This window comes from Duganella caerulea (genome assembly GCF_040362985.1).
Lineage (GTDB): Bacteria > Pseudomonadota > Gammaproteobacteria > Burkholderiales > Burkholderiaceae_D > Rugamonas > Rugamonas vulcania.
The window spans coordinates 1,068,912-1,086,274 of record NZ_BPWJ01000001.1 but is presented as its reverse complement, the minus strand read 5'-3'; the positions used below and the strand labels follow the sequence as shown (position 1 = coordinate 1,086,274).

Annotated in this window: 17 protein-coding genes; 8 read left to right on the top strand and 9 right to left on the bottom strand. The window is 64.1% G+C overall.

Translation table 11 applies throughout. The features are described 5' to 3' along the window. Positions 1 to 20: 20 nt before the first annotated feature. Positions 21 to 581, top strand: coding sequence for a PEP-CTERM sorting domain-containing protein (locus tag ACUJB0_RS04670; RefSeq protein WP_444844207.1), 561 nt, complete (start codon positions 21 to 23; stop codon positions 579 to 581). Between the two features lie 64 nt (positions 582 to 645). On the opposite strand, the gene ACUJB0_RS04665 is transcribed toward ACUJB0_RS04670, so the two are convergent. The 4 genes from ACUJB0_RS04665 to ACUJB0_RS04650 all read right to left on the bottom strand — a co-directional run bounded on the left by ACUJB0_RS04665 (position 646) and on the right by ACUJB0_RS04650 (position 4,513). Beyond that, on the bottom strand, positions 646 to 1,596 hold the full coding sequence (locus ACUJB0_RS04665; protein WP_444844206.1) for a hypothetical protein: 951 nt from the start codon (positions 1,594 to 1,596) through the stop codon (positions 646 to 648). Positions 1,597 to 1,697: 101 nt separating this feature from the next. Further along, a complete protein-coding gene (locus ACUJB0_RS04660; protein WP_444844205.1) occupies positions 1,698 to 2,603 on the bottom strand; it encodes a flagellin N-terminal helical domain-containing protein in 906 nt (301 codons plus the stop codon). 23 nt (positions 2,604 to 2,626) lie between these two features. Continuing rightward, positions 2,627 to 2,869: a hypothetical protein gene (locus tag ACUJB0_RS04655; RefSeq protein ID WP_444844204.1), complete on the bottom strand. Its 243-nt coding sequence runs from the start codon at positions 2,867 to 2,869 to the stop codon at positions 2,627 to 2,629. A 15-nt stretch (positions 2,870 to 2,884) separates the two neighbouring features. Next, complete coding sequence (locus tag ACUJB0_RS04650; protein WP_161091504.1) at positions 2,885 to 4,513, bottom strand: electron transfer flavoprotein-ubiquinone oxidoreductase; 1,629 nt, start codon at positions 4,511 to 4,513, stop codon at positions 2,885 to 2,887. A gap of 252 nt (positions 4,514 to 4,765) precedes the next feature. Here ACUJB0_RS04650 and ACUJB0_RS04645 point away from each other — a divergent pair, with 252 nt between their 5' ends. Further along, positions 4,766 to 5,542 carry an SDR family oxidoreductase gene (locus ACUJB0_RS04645; protein WP_444844203.1) on the top strand — a complete coding sequence of 259 codons (777 nt, stop codon included), beginning with the start codon at positions 4,766 to 4,768 and terminating at the stop codon, positions 5,540 to 5,542. Here ACUJB0_RS04645 and ACUJB0_RS04640 read toward each other — a convergent pair whose 3' ends face one another. Further along, entirely contained in the window at positions 5,543 to 6,103 is a 561-nt protein-coding gene (locus ACUJB0_RS04640; RefSeq protein ID WP_444844202.1) for a LuxR C-terminal-related transcriptional regulator, read from the bottom strand. A gap of 141 nt (positions 6,104 to 6,244) precedes the next feature. Here ACUJB0_RS04640 and ACUJB0_RS04635 point away from each other — a divergent pair, with 141 nt between their 5' ends. The 3 genes from ACUJB0_RS04635 to ACUJB0_RS04625 all read left to right on the top strand — a co-directional run bounded on the left by ACUJB0_RS04635 (position 6,245) and on the right by ACUJB0_RS04625 (position 10,142). Further along, the gene (locus tag ACUJB0_RS04635) at positions 6,245 to 6,943 is read left to right on the top strand and encodes a CoA transferase subunit A (RefSeq protein ID WP_176360930.1); all 699 of its coding nucleotides are present in this window, start codon (positions 6,245 to 6,247) and stop codon (positions 6,941 to 6,943) included. A 21-nt stretch (positions 6,944 to 6,964) separates the two neighbouring features. Next, complete coding sequence (locus tag ACUJB0_RS04630) at positions 6,965 to 7,615, top strand: CoA transferase subunit B (protein WP_161091501.1); 651 nt, start codon at positions 6,965 to 6,967, stop codon at positions 7,613 to 7,615. A 124-nt stretch (positions 7,616 to 7,739) separates the two neighbouring features. Then, a complete protein-coding gene (locus ACUJB0_RS04625) occupies positions 7,740 to 10,142 on the top strand; it encodes a DUF3857 domain-containing protein (RefSeq protein WP_444844201.1) in 2,403 nt (800 codons plus the stop codon). A gap of 12 nt (positions 10,143 to 10,154) precedes the next feature. On the opposite strand, the gene ACUJB0_RS04620 is transcribed toward ACUJB0_RS04625, so the two are convergent. From ACUJB0_RS04620 to ACUJB0_RS04610, 3 genes are all read right to left on the bottom strand, one after another. Beyond that, positions 10,155 to 10,787, bottom strand: a complete 633-nt coding sequence (locus ACUJB0_RS04620; RefSeq protein ID WP_444844200.1) for a M949_RS01915 family surface polysaccharide biosynthesis protein — start codon at positions 10,785 to 10,787, stop codon at positions 10,155 to 10,157. A 73-nt stretch (positions 10,788 to 10,860) separates the two neighbouring features. Then, on the bottom strand, positions 10,861 to 12,219 hold the full coding sequence (locus ACUJB0_RS04615; protein WP_175001261.1) for a dicarboxylate/amino acid:cation symporter: 1,359 nt from the start codon (positions 12,217 to 12,219) through the stop codon (positions 10,861 to 10,863). Positions 12,220 to 12,268: 49 nt separating this feature from the next. Continuing rightward, the gene (locus ACUJB0_RS04610) at positions 12,269 to 13,063 is read right to left on the bottom strand and encodes a 3-hydroxybutyrate dehydrogenase (RefSeq protein WP_444844199.1); all 795 of its coding nucleotides are present in this window, start codon (positions 13,061 to 13,063) and stop codon (positions 12,269 to 12,271) included. A 134-nt stretch (positions 13,064 to 13,197) separates the two neighbouring features. Between ACUJB0_RS04610 and ACUJB0_RS04605 the strand changes: the two genes are divergently transcribed. Genes ACUJB0_RS04605 through ACUJB0_RS04595 form a run of 3 tightly spaced genes read left to right on the top strand, consistent with a single transcriptional unit; the run spans position 13,198 to position 16,705 of the window. Further along, on the top strand, positions 13,198 to 14,076 hold the full coding sequence (locus ACUJB0_RS04605) for an alpha/beta fold hydrolase (protein WP_444844198.1): 879 nt from the start codon (positions 13,198 to 13,200) through the stop codon (positions 14,074 to 14,076). An 18-nt stretch (positions 14,077 to 14,094) separates the two neighbouring features. Beyond that, positions 14,095 to 14,445: a RidA family protein gene (locus ACUJB0_RS04600; RefSeq protein WP_161085797.1), complete on the top strand. Its 351-nt coding sequence runs from the start codon at positions 14,095 to 14,097 to the stop codon at positions 14,443 to 14,445. 7 nt (positions 14,446 to 14,452) lie between these two features. Further along, positions 14,453 to 16,705 (top strand): RelA/SpoT family protein, encoded by a 2,253-nt coding sequence (locus ACUJB0_RS04595; RefSeq protein WP_444844197.1) that lies wholly within the window; start codon positions 14,453 to 14,455, stop codon positions 16,703 to 16,705. On the opposite strand, the gene gstA is transcribed toward ACUJB0_RS04595, so the two are convergent. Further along, positions 16,702 to 17,301 (bottom strand): glutathione transferase GstA, encoded by a 600-nt coding sequence (gene gstA, locus ACUJB0_RS04590; RefSeq protein ID WP_444844196.1) that lies wholly within the window; start codon positions 17,299 to 17,301, stop codon positions 16,702 to 16,704. The two genes, ACUJB0_RS04595 and gstA, sit on opposite strands and share 4 nt — an antisense overlap. Between the last annotated feature and the right edge of the window lie 62 nt (positions 17,302 to 17,363).

The following is a 17,363-nucleotide window of genomic DNA, read 5'->3' as shown; positions in this document are numbered from 1 at the left end:
ACCTACCGAGAGAGCAGAAAATGAAAAATCTGAAATTTGTGCGCGCCCTGATGTTTGTCGTTGCCGTTGCCGGCGCCGGAATCGCCGGCGCGGCGGAGCAGCACCAGGTGGTCAATGTCGCCGGGATCCAGAGCTACGACGTGGCGGGGACGCCCGGCAATACCGTGATCGACCTGAACCTGGGGGCGCTGGCGCAGGTCACCAGCGTCAGCTGGAACTTCGACATCACCGCCCACGATCCAAGCTGGCTGTCGGATATGCAGGTATCGTTCATGCCCAGCGTCGGCGACGGCGTGGTGTTCACCGCCAGCGGCACCAACGGGGCGGGCAGCGAGCACCAGCAGGGCAGCGCCAACCTGACCGACCTGGGCCTGTCCTTCAAGGTCGCCGCCGACGGCAAGCTGCACCTCGAATTCAGCGAGAGCTTCAAGGACCTGGGCCCTGGCCAGGCCGATAGCCAGTGGGATTCCGGCAGCTTCACCATCGGCTACGTCAGCGCCGTGCCGGAACCGTCGACCTACGCGATGATGATGCTGGGCCTGCTGGCCGTGGGCGCGGTGGCCCGCCGCCGCCAGCGCTAGGCCGCGACCGCCGTATCAGCCCGCCCGGCGCCAGCGCCCGGCGGGTTTTTTTATGCCGTGGCGCTCAGGCCGATTCGGACAGCAGGTCGTCCGGCGGCAGCGGCTGCGACAGCAACACGGCCAGTTCCGCCATGGCCTTGAAGATGGCTTGCGTGAGCGCCGCCGTGTGGGCGCGGGTAGGGTGGGTGTGCTCGCCGCTGATGGTCGGCAGCTCGCGCCGCAGGCGGCAGCGCAAGATCGTCAGGCCGCAGCGGCTGACGGTGGCCGCCAGCTGCGGCAGCATTTCGCGCATGTGCTGCATGGCCGAGGTCTGGGCCGCGCCCACCTCCAGCGCCACGCCGTTGCCGGTGGCCGGCTCCATCTGGATCACCACCCGGCCCACGCCGGGCAGCATCAATTCCAGCCGCAGCGCCACGCGCGGGCGGCGGCGGCGGTTGGTGCGGTCCTGCTCCTCGTCCTCCTTGACGATCACCTTCAGCACCAGGCGCTCGGCGCCCCAGGCGTAGACGGCGAAGCGCCATGGTTCCATTTCGGTCACCAGCGGCAGGCCGGGGCGGCCTTCGCGCATGGCGGCCGGCGTGTGGTCGGCCATGAACAGGCTGGACGGCATGTGCTGGCCGCTGGCCTGTTCCAGCCAGGCGGCGCGCTGTTCGGCGTAGGTGCGCACCATGACCTGCCACGAGGCGGCCATCATCTGGGTGTCGGGCGGCTGCCAGACCAGCTGGCGCGATAAAAAGACCTGATTGGGGCGCATCGCGGCCGGATCGCCGGCGTTCGGCACCTCGGCCAGCGCGGCCGCCAGCGCCTCGACGCCGGACTGCGGCAGCGGCAGGCCCTCGGGGCCGTCGAGCAGCACGCCGACCGCGCCGGGACCTTCGGGCGCCAGTGGGCCGACCGGATAGTCCACGTCCAGCGGCGTGGCGCCGGGCGCGCGCGCGACCGGTCCCGGCTGCGTGGACTGCCGGTCCGGGATGCCCAGCGGGCGCGTTGTGGGTCCGATGCGGTCTAAAGCCATCAGGCTTGCTCTCGAAAAAAAACGGTGAAAAAAAAGCCAACCGAACTTCCGGTTGGCTCCTTGTGTTCCCGACCTGCGAGCAGATCAGGAGGGCGCTACGATTACTGCAGCAAGGACATAACCAGGGACGACGTGCTGTTCGACTGCTTCAGCATGGCGGTACCAGCTTGCAGCAGCATCTGGTTGGAGGTCATGTTCGACGATTCCGAAGCGAAGTCGGTGTCCATGATACGGCCAGTTGCAGCTTTGGTGTTGGTCGAAATGTTCGACAAGTTGTTGTACACGTGGTCCAGACGGTTAGCGGCTGCACCCAGCGACGAACGGATGCCGCCGACCTGGTCGATGGCGGTGGTGATGGTGTCGATGGCGTTGTTGGCCGCGGTCTGGCCGGCTGCGTTGCTGGCCGAGGCGGTACCGTCGGTGCCGTCCGAGATCTCGGTGCCGACTGCCGAGCCGCCTGCTGCGTAGCGAGCGGAAACGTTGGCCAGGCCGGTGCCGGTCAGGGTGGTCATCGCGGCCGACAGGTCGATCGACATGGTTTCGCTCTTGGTGGCGCCGATCTGGAAGGTCATGGCCGAAGAGATGGTGCCGCCGTCCAGCAGCTTGGCGCCGCCGAAGGTGGTGTTTTTCATTACGTTGTTCAGTTCGCTACCCAGCGCGTCGAACTCGGACTGCAGAGCAGCCTGGTCTTTTGCGGTCGACGAGGCATCGGCTGCCTGGGTGGCCAGATCTTTCATGCGGGTCAGCATGGTGGTGACTTCGTCAAACGCGCCTTCGGCGGTTTGCAGCATCGAGATCGAGTTCTGGGTGTTGCGCATGGCCATGGCCATACCGCTCGATTGTGCTTTCAGACGGGTTGCAATCTGCAGGCCGGCAGCATCGTCCATGGCCGAATTGACACGGAAACCGGTGCTCAGGCGGGTCTGCGAAGTCGACAGGGACATCTGGGTGCGGGAGATCGAGTTCTGTGCGGAAAGGGCCGCAGCGTTAGTGTGAAGGCTCAGCATGAAATAACTCCTGGTAGGTGGATTCAGTTCGGAGCAACGGATCCTTTGTGCTCTCCCAAGTACAAGACGACCGTATCTGGAAGGACATTAAATGCTTTGCGGAAATTTCTAAAATATTTTTCCATGAAGGCTGAATTAGCGCTGTTGCGGCCTGCCGCGCCGGTCCTCCACCGCTCGATTATGAGACGGTTTTGCCGGGGGAGGTGCAATAAATCGTTCCCGGAATAAAAAAACAGCGCGCCACCAAGGACGCGCTGCTTCAGCATTGTTGCTTTTTTGGCTTACATATTCGGATAGTTCGGGCCGCCGCCGCCTTCCGGCGTTATCCAGACGATGTTCTGGGTTGGATCCTTGATATCGCAGGTCTTGCAGTGCACGCAGTTCTGGGCGTTGATCTGCAGGCGGTCCGCGCCCTCGTCGGTCTTGACGAACTCATACACGCCGGCCGGGCAGTAGCGCGCCTCCGGACCGGCGTACTGGGCCAGGTTGACGTCCACCGGCACGCTCGGGTTCTTCAAGGTCAGGTGGATCGGCTGGTCTTCGGCGTGGTTGGTGTTGGAAATGAACACCGACGACAGGCGGTCGAAGGTCAGCTTGCCGTCCGGCTTCGGATAGCTGATCGGCGTGCATTGCGAGGCCGGTTTCAGGCATTCGTGGTCGGCGTGGGTGTGGTGCAGCGTCCACGGCGCCTTGCCGCGGAACACCAGCTGGTCGATGCCGGTCATCAGCGAGCCCAGGTACAGCCCCTTGTTCAGCCATGGCTTGACGTTGCGCGCCACGTGCAGTTCCTCGTGCAGCCAGGATTTCTCGAACGCGACCGGGTAGGAGGCCAGCTCGTCGTGCTGGCGGCTGGCGCCCAGCGCCTCGAACACGGACTCGGCGGCCAGCATGCCGGACTTGATGGCGGCGTGGCTGCCCTTGATGCGGCTCATATTGAGGAAGCCGGCGTCGCAGCCGATCAGCGCGCCGCCCGGGAACACCAGCTTCGGCAGCGACTGCAGGCCGCCGGCGGTGATCGCGCGGGCGCCGTAGGAAATGCGCTTGCCGCCTTCGAAGAAGGTCTTGATGGCCGGGTGGGTCTTGTAGCGCTGGAATTCCTCGTACGGCGACAGGTAGGGGTTCTCGTAGTTCAGGCCGACCACGTAGCCGACCATGACCTGGTTGTTTTCCAGGTGGTACAGGAAGGAGCCGCCGTAGGTCTTGCTGTCGAGCGGCCAGCCGGTGGTGTGCACCACCAGGCCCGGCTGGTGCTTGGCCGGGTCGATTTCCCACAGTTCCTTGATGCCGATGCCGTACGATTGCGGGTCCTTGCCCTTGTTCAGGTCGTACTTGGCCATCAGCTGCTTGCCCAGGTGGCCGCGCGCGCCCTCGGCGAACAGCGTGTACTTGCCGTGCAATTCCATGCCCAGCTGGAAGTCCGAGCCGGCTTCGCCGTCGCGCTTGACGCCCATGTTGCCGGTGGCGACGCCCTTGACCGAGCCGTCGTCGTTGTACAGGATCTCGGCGGCGGGGAAGCCGGGGAAGATCTCCACGCCCAGCGCCTCGGCCTGCTGGCCCAGCCAGCGCACGACGTTACCCAGCGAAATCACGTAGTTGCCGTGGTTCTCGAAGCAGGCCGGCAGCAGGAAGTTCGGGGTCTTGATGGCCTTGGTTTCGGTCAGGAACAGCACGCGGTCTTCGGTGACGGCGGTGTTCAGCGGCGCGCCTTTTTCCTTCCAGTCGGGGATCAGTTCGGTCAGCGCCTTCGGGTCCATCACGGCGCCGGACAGGATGTGGGCGCCCAGTTCGCCGCCTTTTTCCAGCACGACGACCGACACTTCCTGGCCTTTTTCGGCGGCCAGCTGCTTGATCTTGATGGCCGCCGACAAGCCCGCAGGGCCGCCGCCGACGATCACGACGTCATACTCCATCGCGTCGCGCGGGCCGTACTGTTCTACTAGATTTTGTGGCTGTGTCATGGTCTGTTCTTATCGTGGTCTATGAGGTGGAGGAAAATTTAAGCACGAGTGTGCTTCTTTTTCGTCCGGATTGCAATGTGGGCGCCATTTTGAGGGACATTATTAGACACTGCAATCTAATACTGGCGATTTGTGTAATCATAACGATTCGACAGTCTACGCTGTCGGAAATTCATCACCATTACCAAATACTAGGAGTAGCTCGTGGGCATAGAAGTCAACTTTGAGGGAAAAATTGCGCTGATCACCGGCGCCTCCAGCGGTCTCGGAGCCCGGTTTGCCAAAGTGCTGGCCCAGGCCGGCGCCCAGGTGGTGCTGGCCTCGCGCCGCACCGAGCGCCTGAAGGAGCTGCGCGCCGAAATCGAGGCGGACGGCGGCGCCGCCCATGTGGTCAGCCTGGACGTGACCGACTACGCCAGCATCAAGTCGGCCATCGCCCATGCCGAGACCGAGGCCGGGCCGATCGACATCCTGGTCAACAACTCGGGCGTGTCGACCACGCAGCGGCTGGTCGACGTGACGCCGGAGGACTATGCCTTCGTCATGGACACCAACCTGCGCGGCGCCTTCTTCGTTGCCCAGCAGACCGCCAAGCGCATGATCGCGCGCGCCAAGGGCGACCCGACCAAGAAGCACCGCATCATCAACATCGCCTCGGTGGCGGGGTTGCGGGTGCTGCCGCAGATCGGCGTGTATTGCATGAGCAAGGCCGGCGTGGTGCAGATGACCAAGGCCATGGCGGTGGAGTGGGGCAAGTACGGCATCAACACCAACGCCATCTGCCCCGGCTATATCTCGACCGAGATCAACGAGGAGTACTTCGCCAGCGAGCAGGGGCAGAAGCTGATCAACATGCTGCCGCGCAAGCGCCCGGGCACGCCGGAGGATCTGGACGGGCTGCTGTTGCTGCTGGCCGGGGAGGACTCCAACTTCATCAACGGCGCCATCATCTCGGCAGACGACGGCATGACCGCGACGTAATCAGAGCTGCAGGCCGACCAGCTTGTGGACCAGCTCCGACGAGGTGGCGGCCGAGAATTTGCGCATCAGCTTGGCGCGGTGCATTTCCACCGTGCGCGGGCTGAGGTCGATCTGGCGGGCGATGGTCTTGCTGGTCTTGCCTTCGACCAGCAGGGCGGCGATTTCCCGCTCGCGCGGCGTCAGCTCGGCCGTCACCGGACGTTTTTCGCTGACGTCCTCGAAGGTCCAGATGCCGGGCCCCAGCGGCTCGGACGCCTTCATCGAATGGCCGGTGACGTGGCACCAGAACAGCTCGCCGTTCGCGCGGCGCATGATGCGCTCGTCCGAATAGCGGCCCTTGGCGTTCATGATGGGAATGATGCGGTCGCCGGTGCGCAGGAACTCGTCCATGGTCGGATACAGCACCACGAAGGACAAGCCCTGCAGTTGCGTGCGGGGATAGCCGAACATCGCCGCCAGCGCCTCGTTGCAGGACTGGATGACGCGGTTCTCCGAGATGCACATGCCGACCGGCGCGTGCAGGAAAATGGATTCGTAGTCGATGACCGGAGCTTTGTTCATGTGTGGGGGCGGCAGGTAGTTCTACGGTATTGTGCTTTTGATGTGCGTATTCTATGCTGAGACGCCTCGTCGCTAGCGCATTTAACAATGTTAGCAACGTATTTAGCAACACGTGTTGAGCAAATAAGATAAGGGACACCCATGAACAAGATCTATCCTGACGCCGCCGCAGCGCTGGCCGGCGTCGTACAAAACGGTCAAACCATCGCCGTCGGCGGGTTCGGACTGTGCGGCATCCCTGAGGCGCTGATCGCCGCGCTGCGCGATTCCGGCGTCACGGGATTGACCGCGATCTCCAACAACGCCGGCGTGGACGGCTTCGGCCTCGGCCAGTTGCTGGAAACCCGGCAGATCAAAAAGATGATCGCCTCCTACGTGGGTGAAAACAAGGAGTTCGCGCGCCAGTACCTGGCCGGCGAGCTGGAGCTGGAATTCACGCCGCAAGGCACGCTGGCCGAGAAGCTGCGCGCCGGCGGCGCCGGTATTCCGGCCTTCTTCACCAAGACCGGCGTCGGCACCATCGTCGCCGAGGGCAAGGAAATCCGCGAATTCGACGGCGAGCAGTACGTGATGGAACGCAGCCTGGTGGCCGACGTGGCGCTGGTCAAGGCCTGGAAGGCCGACAAGGCCGGCAACCTGGTGTTCCGCAAGACCGCCCGCAACTTCAACCCGAACGCCGCGATGGCCGGCAAGGTCACCATCGTCGAAGTCGAGCAGCTGGTGGAAATCGGCGAGATCGACCCGGACGCAGTGCACCTGCCGAGCATTTTCGTGCACCGCATCGTGGTCAACGCCACGCCGGAAAAACGCATCGAGCAGCGCACCGTGCGCGCCAACTAAGAATATCGGAGAGCAAATATCATGGCATGGACTCGTGACGAAATGGCCGCGCGCGCGGCGAAGGAATTGCAGGACGGTTACTACGTCAACCTCGGCATCGGCTTGCCGACCTTGGTGGCGAATTACGTCCCGGCGGGCATGGAAGTGTTCCTGCAATCGGAAAACGGCTTGCTGGGCATCGGCCCGTTCCCGACCGACGACGAGGTCGACGCCGACCTGATCAACGCCGGCAAGCAGACCGTGACGGCGCTGCCGGGCGCGGCCTACTTCAGCTCGGCTGACTCGTTCGGCATGATCCGGGGCGGCAAGATCAACCTGGCGATCCTGGGCGCGATGCAGGTGTCGGAGCAGGGCGACCTGGCTAACTGGATGATCCCGGGCAAAATGGTCAAGGGCATGGGTGGCGCGATGGACCTGGTGGCCGGCGTCAAGCGCGTGGTGGTGCTGATGGAGCACGTCGCCACCGCCAAGGACGGTTCGACCTCGCACAAGCTGCTGAAGAAATGCGACTTGCCGCTGACCGGCGTCGGCGTGGTGGACCTGATCGTGACCGATCTCGGCGTGATGGAGGTGACGGCCAAGGGCTTGAAGCTGACCGAACTGGCGCCCGGCGTCACCAAGGATCAGATCCAGGCCGCCACCGGGGTGCCGCTGGACATGTCGGCCGTCTAAGCGCCTCCGGCACACAGCAAGGCACGCTTCGGCGTGCCTTTTTTTATGCCCGCCGGCCGTCACAAACTTGCATTTGAGAAATTCAGTGGATAGACTGTTAGAAAAATAACTATCTTATTTCTCAATGAAATCGATCCGATGTGCGGTACTGTATTTCCTGGCCTGTGTGTTCTGCGTCCCGGCCTGGGCCAAGCCGGACGACTACAAGACCGGCGCCGCCGCGCCATGGGTGGTGCCGGTATCGCCGCTGCACCCGCCGGCCGCGACGCCGCTGCCTCCGCGCGGCGGCGTGGCCTATCTGCTGCAGGACTACCAGACCCGCGTCGACCAGCGCGGAAAGGTGACGTATTTGCACGTGGCCAAGCGGGCGCTCGACAGCAGCGGAGTGGAGAAGGTCGCCTCGATCAGCATCACTTTTGATCCCACCTACCAGAGCTTGACGCTGCATGCGATCAACGTGATCCGCGACGGCAAGCTGACGCTCCGGCTGGCCAGCGCCAAGGTGCACGTATTGCAGCGCGAGACCGAACTGGATTCCCAGATCTACGACGGCAGCATGACCGCCAGCGTCATGCTGGACGACGTCCGCATCGGCGACATCGTTGAATACGCGTACAGCGTGGACGGCAGCAACCCGGTGTTCCAGAACAAGGTGACGGGCAAGGCTGACCTCGAGTGGGCGGTGCCGGTGGAGCACGCCTTCGTGCGGCTGCTGGTGCCATCCAGCCGTCCGGTCTGGATCGCGCCGCGCCACAGCAAGCTGAAGCCGCAGTTGCTGGAAGCGGACGATTACCGCGACTACCGCTGGGAACAGCACAACGTGCCGGAGTTGCGCGTCGACAGCGGCGCGCCCGAGTGGTACGACCCCTACGCGTCGGTGCAGTGGACCGAGTTCCGCGACTGGGCCGAGGTGGTGCGATGGGCCCTGCCGTTGTACCGGCCGCAGCGCGACATGAGCGAGGCGCTGCGCCGCGAGGGCGAGCGGATCGCCAGTGAACATGCGGACCCTGCCGGCCGCGTGGCCGAGGTGCTCAAGCTGGTGCAGCGCGACATCCGCTACCTGGGCATCGAGGTCGGGCCCGGATCGCATGCGCCGACCGCGCCGTCCACGGTGTTCCAGCGCCGCTTTGGCGACTGCAAGGACAAGGCGCTGCTGATGGTGACGATGCTGGACGCGCTGGGCATCGACGCCGCGCCGGCGCTGGTTAACACCGCCATCGCGCGCGAGGTGGCGACCTGGGCGCCGACGCCGACCGCTTTCAACCACGTGCTGGTGCGGGTGCGCACGGGCGGCAAGCTGTACTGGCTGGACCCGACGCGGTCGCTGCAGCAAGGCGACCTGGAGCACTTGTATCAGCCGGACTACGGCTATGCGCTGGTGCTGGAGCCGGGCGCCGCAGGCTTGTCGCCGATGGCGGGCCGTGCCGCGCCGCGCAAAACCGTGCACGCGCTGTTCGACGCCAGCGCCGGCCTCGCGCAGCCGGTCGGCTACACGGTGACCACCACATTCGAGGGGCGCGGCGCCGACAGCCTGCGCGACCAGCTGGTCAGCAACAAGGCCGAACTGGTCACGCAGTACCAGAATTTTTACGCGCGCAGCTATGCCGGCATCCGCGCCGACGGCGAGCTGAAGGTGCAGGACAATGCGCCCGCCAACGCGCTGACGCTGGTGGAGTCCTACCGCATCGCGGGTTTCTGGGAACGCAGCGGAAAGCGCGGCCGGCTGGAGGCCAATATCGAGGCATCGGACGTCACGGGGCCGTTGAAGGCGCCGGATGCGATCGGCCGCAACGCGCCGCTGCGGCTGGAATATCCGAACAACATCAGCGAAGTGACCGAGGTGCGCCTGCCCGAGCGCTGGAATTTGAAAAGCGAGAAAGCCGAGGTGCACGATGCGGCCTTCGAGTTCTCCTACGAGGTGGCGCCGGCCGCCGATGGAAAGAGCGTGCGTATCACGGCGAACTACCGCGCGCTGAGCGATCACGTCGATCCTGGCGACATGGGCAATTACGCCGCCCACTTGAAGAAGGCGCGTGAGATGGTGGGCTATCGGCTTTATACCGACGCTCCGGGCGAGCGCGTGGCTGGCGAGGCGCCAGCCGCATCCGGCACCGGTCTGGGGGCGCCTGGGTGGCTGTTGGGGCTGGCCGCACTGACCATGGTAGGGATGCGGCGGGTGCTGCTGCCTGCGGGGCGCGCCGCCCCCGAACACCGCGAAGTGAACCGTCGCCTGACGCTGGCGGCGAGTCTGCTGGGAGCGATGTTCGCGTTGATCGGCCTGACGGCGATCCCGCTGCGGTATTCGTTGCCGGTGGCGGCCGTCGTGCTGGCCATGCTGGCGAAATATCTGTGGGAGGGCGTGCCGCTGGTGCCGGCCACCCATCCCGCCTATCGCTGGGCCCGTCGCTGCTACAACTTGAGGAACGATCCGGTGACGATGGCCTTGTGGTCGCTGGCCCGCAAACTGCCGCCGTTGCTGGGCTGGTTCATGCTGGGCAGCTACGCGGCCCAGGTGCTGAGCCGCTAGACAAACCCGGCGTTAATCGTGGTGGTACACCACGGTTTTCCAGACAGCGTCCATATGTTTTTTGTAGGCAGCGTTGATTGGTTGCAGCAGGGCGGCGTCGTATTGGCGCTTGCCTTGCAGCGCGGGTCCGGTGTCGTGGAATTCCAGCTCGCCGCGTATGGCCAGCTTGGTCGCGCCTTCGCGCAGGATCACCTTGACGGTCGAGTAGTCCACGCCGCCGCTGCAAAACAATCGATATGGTATGGTGACTTCGCTGCGGCCGTCGTGGTTCAGGTCGGTGATGCGCACGGCGGAAGGGAAGAATTCCGCCACGTGGTCCAGGATCGGGCAGTCGACCGAGTCGCGCACCGTCCACTCGGTCACCCAGCGGTTATCCTTGCGGCCGTAGTAGGTGGCGGCCAGTTCGAGGTAGTCTTCGTCGCTGCTGGAATTGGCCATCTGCGAGCGGCCGGCCTTGCGGCTCAACACCAGAAGGTGTTCGCCCTCGCGGTCCTCGACACGCTTGGCGCCGACCAGCGTGCCGGCGTAGCCAATGTGGCGCGCGGCCAGGTACACCGCGTCGATCTTGGGAGCGGGTTCGGCGGCGCAGCCGGCGGCGGCCAGCCACAGCGCGAGGGCGGCGGCGTAGTTGGATGAGGTAGTCATGCCCGGAATATATACGAAAAACGCCCCGCAGGCCGTCATGCAGCGTGCGGGGCGTTGGCCGGGCAAAGGCTGATCAGTGCGCGTGGCGGGTCAGCGGTTGCAGGTCCGGGTCGGTCACGGTCGAGCCAGGATTGTTCAGCTCCTTGTGCAGCGTGTCGTGGTTCAGCTCTTTCTCCCAGTGCGACACCACCACCGATGCGACGCCGTTGCCGACGAAGTTGGTCAGCGCGCGGCATTCGCTCATGAAGCGGTCGATGCCCAGGATCAGCGCCATGCCGGCCACCGGAATGGTCGGCACCACAGCCAGCGTCGCCGCCAGCGTGATGAAGCCGGCGCCGGTGATGCCGGACGCGCCTTTCGAAGTCAGCATCGCCACGCCGAGGATGGTCAGTTCCTGCGTCAAGGTCAGGTCGGTGTTGGTGGCCTGCGCCACGAACAGGGCCGCCATGGTCATATAGATGTTGGTGCCGTCCAGGTTGAACGAGTAGCCGGTCGGAACCACCAGGCCCACCACGGACTTGGAGCAGCCCAGGCGTTCCAGCTTGGTCATCAGCGAAGGCAGGGCGCTTTCCGACGAGCTGGTGCCCAGCACGATCAGCAGTTCTTCCTTGATGTAGTTGATGAACTTGAAGATCGAGAAGCCGGTCAGGCGTGCCACGGTGCCCAGCACCACCACCACGAACAGGCCGCAGGTCAGGTAGAAGCAGCCCATCAGCGTGGCCAGCGGCTTGAGGGAGGCGATGCCGTATTTGCCGATGGTGAAGGCCATCGCGCCGAACGCGCCCAGCGGGGCGACCTTCATGACGATGCCGACCACGCCGAAGATGGCCGACGACAGGTCGTCGATCAGCTTGGTGACCGGCTTGCCACGCTCACCCAGCAGCGACAGCGAGAAGCCGAACAGGATGGCGATCAGCAGCACCTGCAGGATGTCGCCCTTGGCGAAGGCGTCCACCACGGTGTTCGGGATGATGTTCATCACGAAGTCGATGGTCGACTGGTGCTTGGCTTTCTCGGTGAATTCGGCGATGGCCTTGGTGTCGAGCGTGGCAGGGTCGGCGTTGAAGCCGGCGCCTGGACGCACGATGTTGGCGACGAACAGGCCGATCACCAGCGCGAAGGTGGAGATGACCTCGAAATACAACAGCGCCTTGCCGCCGACGCGGCCGATTTTCTTGATGTCCTGCATGCCGGCGATGCCGGAGACCACGGTGCAGAAGATCACCGGAGCGATGATCATCTTGATCAATTTGATAAAGCCGTCGCCGAGCGGTTTCATGGCGACCGCGTCGGATGGATAGAAAGCGCCTAGCAGGATGCCGCATGCGATGGCGAACAATACCTGGACGTATAGAACTTTATAAAACGGCTTTTTCACGGGGTCTCCTCGCGTTCTTGTGAGGAGTTCATCATCCGACAAAATAAGAGACATCACCATTGTGGTTAACCGCATTCACAACAGTGATATCCCTTATGCAAGATTACTGGGCTACCCAGCCGCCGTCCATATTCCATGCCACGCCGCGGACTTGCTTGGCCGCGTCGCTGCACAGGAATACGGCCAGCGCGCCCAGCTCCTCCGGCGTGACGAACTCGCCGGACGGCTGCTTGTCGGCCAGCAGCGCCTTCTTGGCGTCCTCGTTGCTGATGCTGTCCTTGGCGGCGCGGGCGTCGACCTGCTTCTGCACCAGTGGCGTCAGCACGAAGCCGGGGCAGATCGCATTGACGGTCACGCCGGTGGTGGCGGTCTCCAGCGCGCTGGCCTTGGTCAGCCCGATCAGCCCGTGCTTGGCGGCGACATAGGCCGACTTGCCGGCCGACGCCACCAGTCCGTGCGTGGAGGCCAGGTTGATGATGCGCCCCCAGTTGTTGGCGCGCATGCGCGGCAGCACCAGGCGCGAGGTGTGGAAGGCCGAGGTCAAATTGATGGCGATGATGGCGTCCCACTTCTCGACCGGGAAGTCCTCGACGTTGGCCACGTGCTGGATGCCGGCGTTGTTGACCAGGATGTCGACGCCGCCGAACTTGTCGCCGGCGAAGGCGATCATGTTTTCGATCTCGGCCGGCTTGGACATGTCGGCATTATGGTACGCCACCTGGACGTCGAATTCCTTCGCCAGGTCGATCTGCAGCTGGGCGATCTCGGCGGCGTCGCCGAAGCCGTTCAGCAGCACGTTGGCGCCTTCCGCCGCCAGGGTGCGGGCAATGCCCAGGCCGATGCCGGAGGTGGAGCCGGTCACCAATGCCGTCTTGCCGCTCAAAGTCTTGTTTGCCATAGTGTCCTCAGTGGGGTTGGAGATTAAAGTCGTGCTGCGCTACACTTCGGTAGGATTTTAAGCGTAACGCCCGGTAAAATGGTATTTCTAAACAGCATTGCACAAATCACTATAAAAACCACCAAGGAAGTCGCATGTTCGAAGCAAAAATAAAGTCTGTTCAATGTCTGTCTCTGGCTGGTTTGCACCGCATGTCGTACAAGGAATGGGGCGATGAGAACAACCCGAACGTGCTGCTGTGTGTGCACGGCGTCACCCGCGTCGGCGACGACTTCGACAACATGGCGCGCGCGCTGGCCAACGACTACCGCGTGATCTGCCCGGACATCGTCGGCCGCGGCCGCTCCGGCTGGCTGAAAAATCCGCAGCTGTACCGTATTCCGCAATATGTCAGCGACATCGTCACCCTGCTGGCGCGCGTGCTGCCGGCCGGCGAGCAATCGACCGTCGACTGGTTCGGCACCTCGATGGGCGGCCTGATCGGCCTGGGCCTGGCCTCGCTGCCGGACAACCCGGTGCGCAAGCTGATCCTCAACGACATCGGCCCGGTGCTGGCCCCGGTGGCGCTGCAGCGCATCGGCGACTACATCGGCCAGGACCTGCGCTTCGACACTTTCGACGAGGCCGCCAAGTTCATCCGCGACGTCTCCTTGACCTTCGGCCAGCACACCGAGGCCGAATGGCATAAACTGGCGAGCGACGTGCTGCGCCAGGACAAGGACGGCAAGTGGATACGCCACTACGATATGGGGCTGGCCTTGCCATTCCGCTCGGCCACGCCGGAATCGGCCGCGGCCGACGAGGCGATGCTGTGGGCGGCCTACGACGCGATCCGCTGCCCGACGCTGCTGGTGCGCGGCGCCGAGTCCGACCTGCTGACCGCCGAGACCGCGGCGCTGATGGTGCAGCGCGGCCCCAAACCGGCGCTGGTGGAAATCCCGAACGTCGGCCACGCGCCGACCTTTATTCACGACGACCAGATCGCCATCGTCAAGCAATTCCTGTTGGGTTAATGTAAAGAAGAAAAAAGTATGGAAATTAAACGACTGCATGTAGGCAAACGCTTGTCCGAAGTGGCAATCCACAATGGCACCGTGTATCTGGCGGGCCAGATCGCCGACGACAAGACACAGGACATCCGCGGCCAGACCCGCGAAGTACTGGGCCACATCGACCGCCTGCTGGCCGAAGCCGGCAGCGACAAGACCTGCATCCTCAGCACCACCATCTACATCGCCGACCTGGCCGACTTCGCCGGCATGAACGAGGAGTGGGACGCCTGGGTGCCGAGCGGCCACACGCCGCCGCGCGCCACCGTGGAAGCGAAGCTGGCCGATCCGGCATGGCGCGTGGAGATCATCGTCGTCGCCGCGCAGCGCTAGGGGCATCATGGTTTCCATCACCGCGCTCACCAGCGCAACGTCGGAGCAACTGGTCCAAGGGTTGTCGCCGGACGACAGCGCGCGCATGCTGGCGGCGCTGGACTTCGCCAGCGGCGCCTACGGCGACAAGGTCTGCGCCAGCGGCCAGGCCGCCATCGACTTCGCGGTCGGCGTGGCCGGCACGCTGGCCTTCATGCGCACCGACGTCGAGACCCGCATCGCCGGCCTGATGTTCGAGCTGACTTTGCTCGACACGGCGCAGGCCCCCATCATCGAACCGCGCTTCGGCCAGGAGGTCAGCGACCTGGTGGCCGGCGTGCGCCAGCTGATCCGCCTGCGCGAACTGACGCAGACTCAGGGCCCGCAGGGCGCCGTCGCGCGCGGCCGCAACGCCGCGCAGATGGCGGTGGCGCAGGTCGAAACGCTGCGCAAGATGCTGCTGGCTATGGCCTCGGACATGCGCGTGGTGCTGGTGCGGCTGGCGTCCTGCGTGACGACCTTGCGCTACTTCGCCGACATCAAGCTGTTCAACGACATGACCTGCGCCTACGGCCGCGAAACGCTGGACCTGTACGCGCCGCTGGCCAACCGGCTGGGGATCTGGCAGCTCAAGTGGGAGCTGGAGGACCTGTCGTTCCGCTTCATCGAGCCGGAGGCGTACAAGCGCATCGCCAAGATGCTCGAAGAAAAGCGCATGATGCGCGAAGGCTTCGTCACCTCGTCGATCGCGCGGCTGCAATCGGAAATGTCGGCGGCCGGCATCCGGGCCGAAGTGTTCGGGCGGCCCAAGCACATCTACTCCATCTGGAGCAAGATGAAGGGCAAGGAGCTCGACTTCACCGACCTGTACGACGTGCGCGCCTTCCGCGTGATCGTGGCCGACGTCAAGACCTGCTACACGGTGCTGGGCGTGGTGCACAATATCTGGACCCCGATCCCGAAGGAATTCGACGACTACATCTCGCGGCCGAAATCGAACGGCTACCAGTCGCTGCACACGGTGGTGACGGCCGAGGATGGCCGTCCGCTGGAAGTGCAGATCCGCACGCAGGAGATGCACAGCTTCGCCGAGTACGGCGTGGCGGCGCACTGGCGCTACAAGGAAGAGGGCGGCTCCAACTTCGCCGGCCAGAAGTACGATGAAAAAATCGCATGGCTGCGCCAGCTGCTGGCGTGGAAGACCGACGTCGCCGACGCCGTGGTCGGGCAGGAAGAGCAGCAGCGCGAGTGGGTCGAGAAGCTCAAGTCCGCCGCGCTGGACGACCGCATCTTCGTGCTGACGCCGCAGGCGCGCGTGCTGGAACTGCCGGTCGGCGCCACGCCGGTGGACTTCGCCTACCACCTGCACAGCGACGTCGGCCATCGTTGCCGCGGCGCGCGCGTGGACGGCGTCATGGTGCCGCTGAACACGCCGCTGAAGAACGGCCAGACCTGCGAGATCATCACCGCCAAGGGCGCGCCCGGCACGGCGGGGCCATCACGCGACTGGCTCAGCGACGAATACACGGTGTCCACGCGCACGCGTTCCAAGATCCGCGCCTGGTTCCACGCCATCGACATGCAGGAAACGCTGTCGCACGGCCGCGCGATGGTGGAGAAATCCCTGCAACGCGAAGGCAAGACGGCGGTCAACCTGGAAGCCTTGGCAAACAAGCTGGGCTTCGCCAAGGTGGACGATCTGTTCCTGTCGGTGGGCAAGGACGAATTCAGCCTGCGCCACGTCGAGCAGGCGCTGCACGACACCGGCGAACCGGTCGAGCCGGAAGATGCCGTAGTGCTGGGCAAGAGCAAGGCGTCCAGCGTCGACCAAGGCGCCAAGTCGGGCGTGCTGGTGGTCGGCACAGACGGCTTGATGACGCAACTGGCCAAGTGCTGCAAGCCGGCGCCGCCGGATGGCATCGTCGGCTTCGTCACGCGCGGCAAGGGCGTGTCGATCCACCGCGCCACGTGCAAGAACTTCGCCGAGATGCGCGCCAAGGCGCCGGAGCGGGTGATCGTGACCGAGTGGGGGCGGGCCGGATCGGACACCGTCTACCCGGTCGACATCTTCATCCTGGCGGGTGACCGTCAGGGCCTGCTGCGCGATATTTCGGAGATCTTCTCGCGCGAGAAGATCAACGTCATCGGCGTCAACACGCAAAGCGCCAAGGGCTTCGCGCGCATGACCTTCACGGCTGAGATTGGCGCCACCGCGCAATTGCAGAAGGCCCTGAACGCCATCGCCGAAGTGACCGGCGTCCAGGAAGCGCGGCGCGCCTAGGCTTCGGCCTGCATCGCGGCCTGCACCGAGGGGCGGGCTGCGATGCGGTTTGAATAAGCCGCCACGGTAGGCCAGTTGTCCAGGCTGATATCGAAGAAGGCAAACCAGCCCAGCACCGTGTACAGGTAGGCATCGGCCACAGTGAACTGATCGCCCATCAGATAGACCTGTTGTTGTAGCGTGTGCTGCAGGAACGTCATGCGCTTCTCCAGCTTGTCGCGGAAGATGGCGGTGGCGGCTTCCGGCATCTCGCGATTGAACAGCGGCGCCACGCCGGCGTGGATTTCGCTGCCGATGAAATTCAGCCACTCCTGCAAACGCACGCGCTGCCAGCTGCCTGGCGGCGGCGCCAGTCCGGCAGACGGTTTCAGGTCCGCCAGATATTGAACGATGGCCACGCCTTCGGTTAGCACATCTCCGTTCTCCAATTCCAGCGCGGCGACATACCCTTTTGGGTTGATGCTGCGGAAGTCCCTGCCGTCGGCGGTCAGCTTGGTCTGGTTATCGACGCGTACCAGCTCATAAGGCAGGCCCAGCTCCTGCAATACGATGTGCGGCGAGAACGAGCAGGTATGCGGTGCGAAATATAGCTTCATATCGGATTCCATAAGAAAGATGAGGCTTCACTGTAGGCATCGGGCTCTTGGCTGTAAAATTA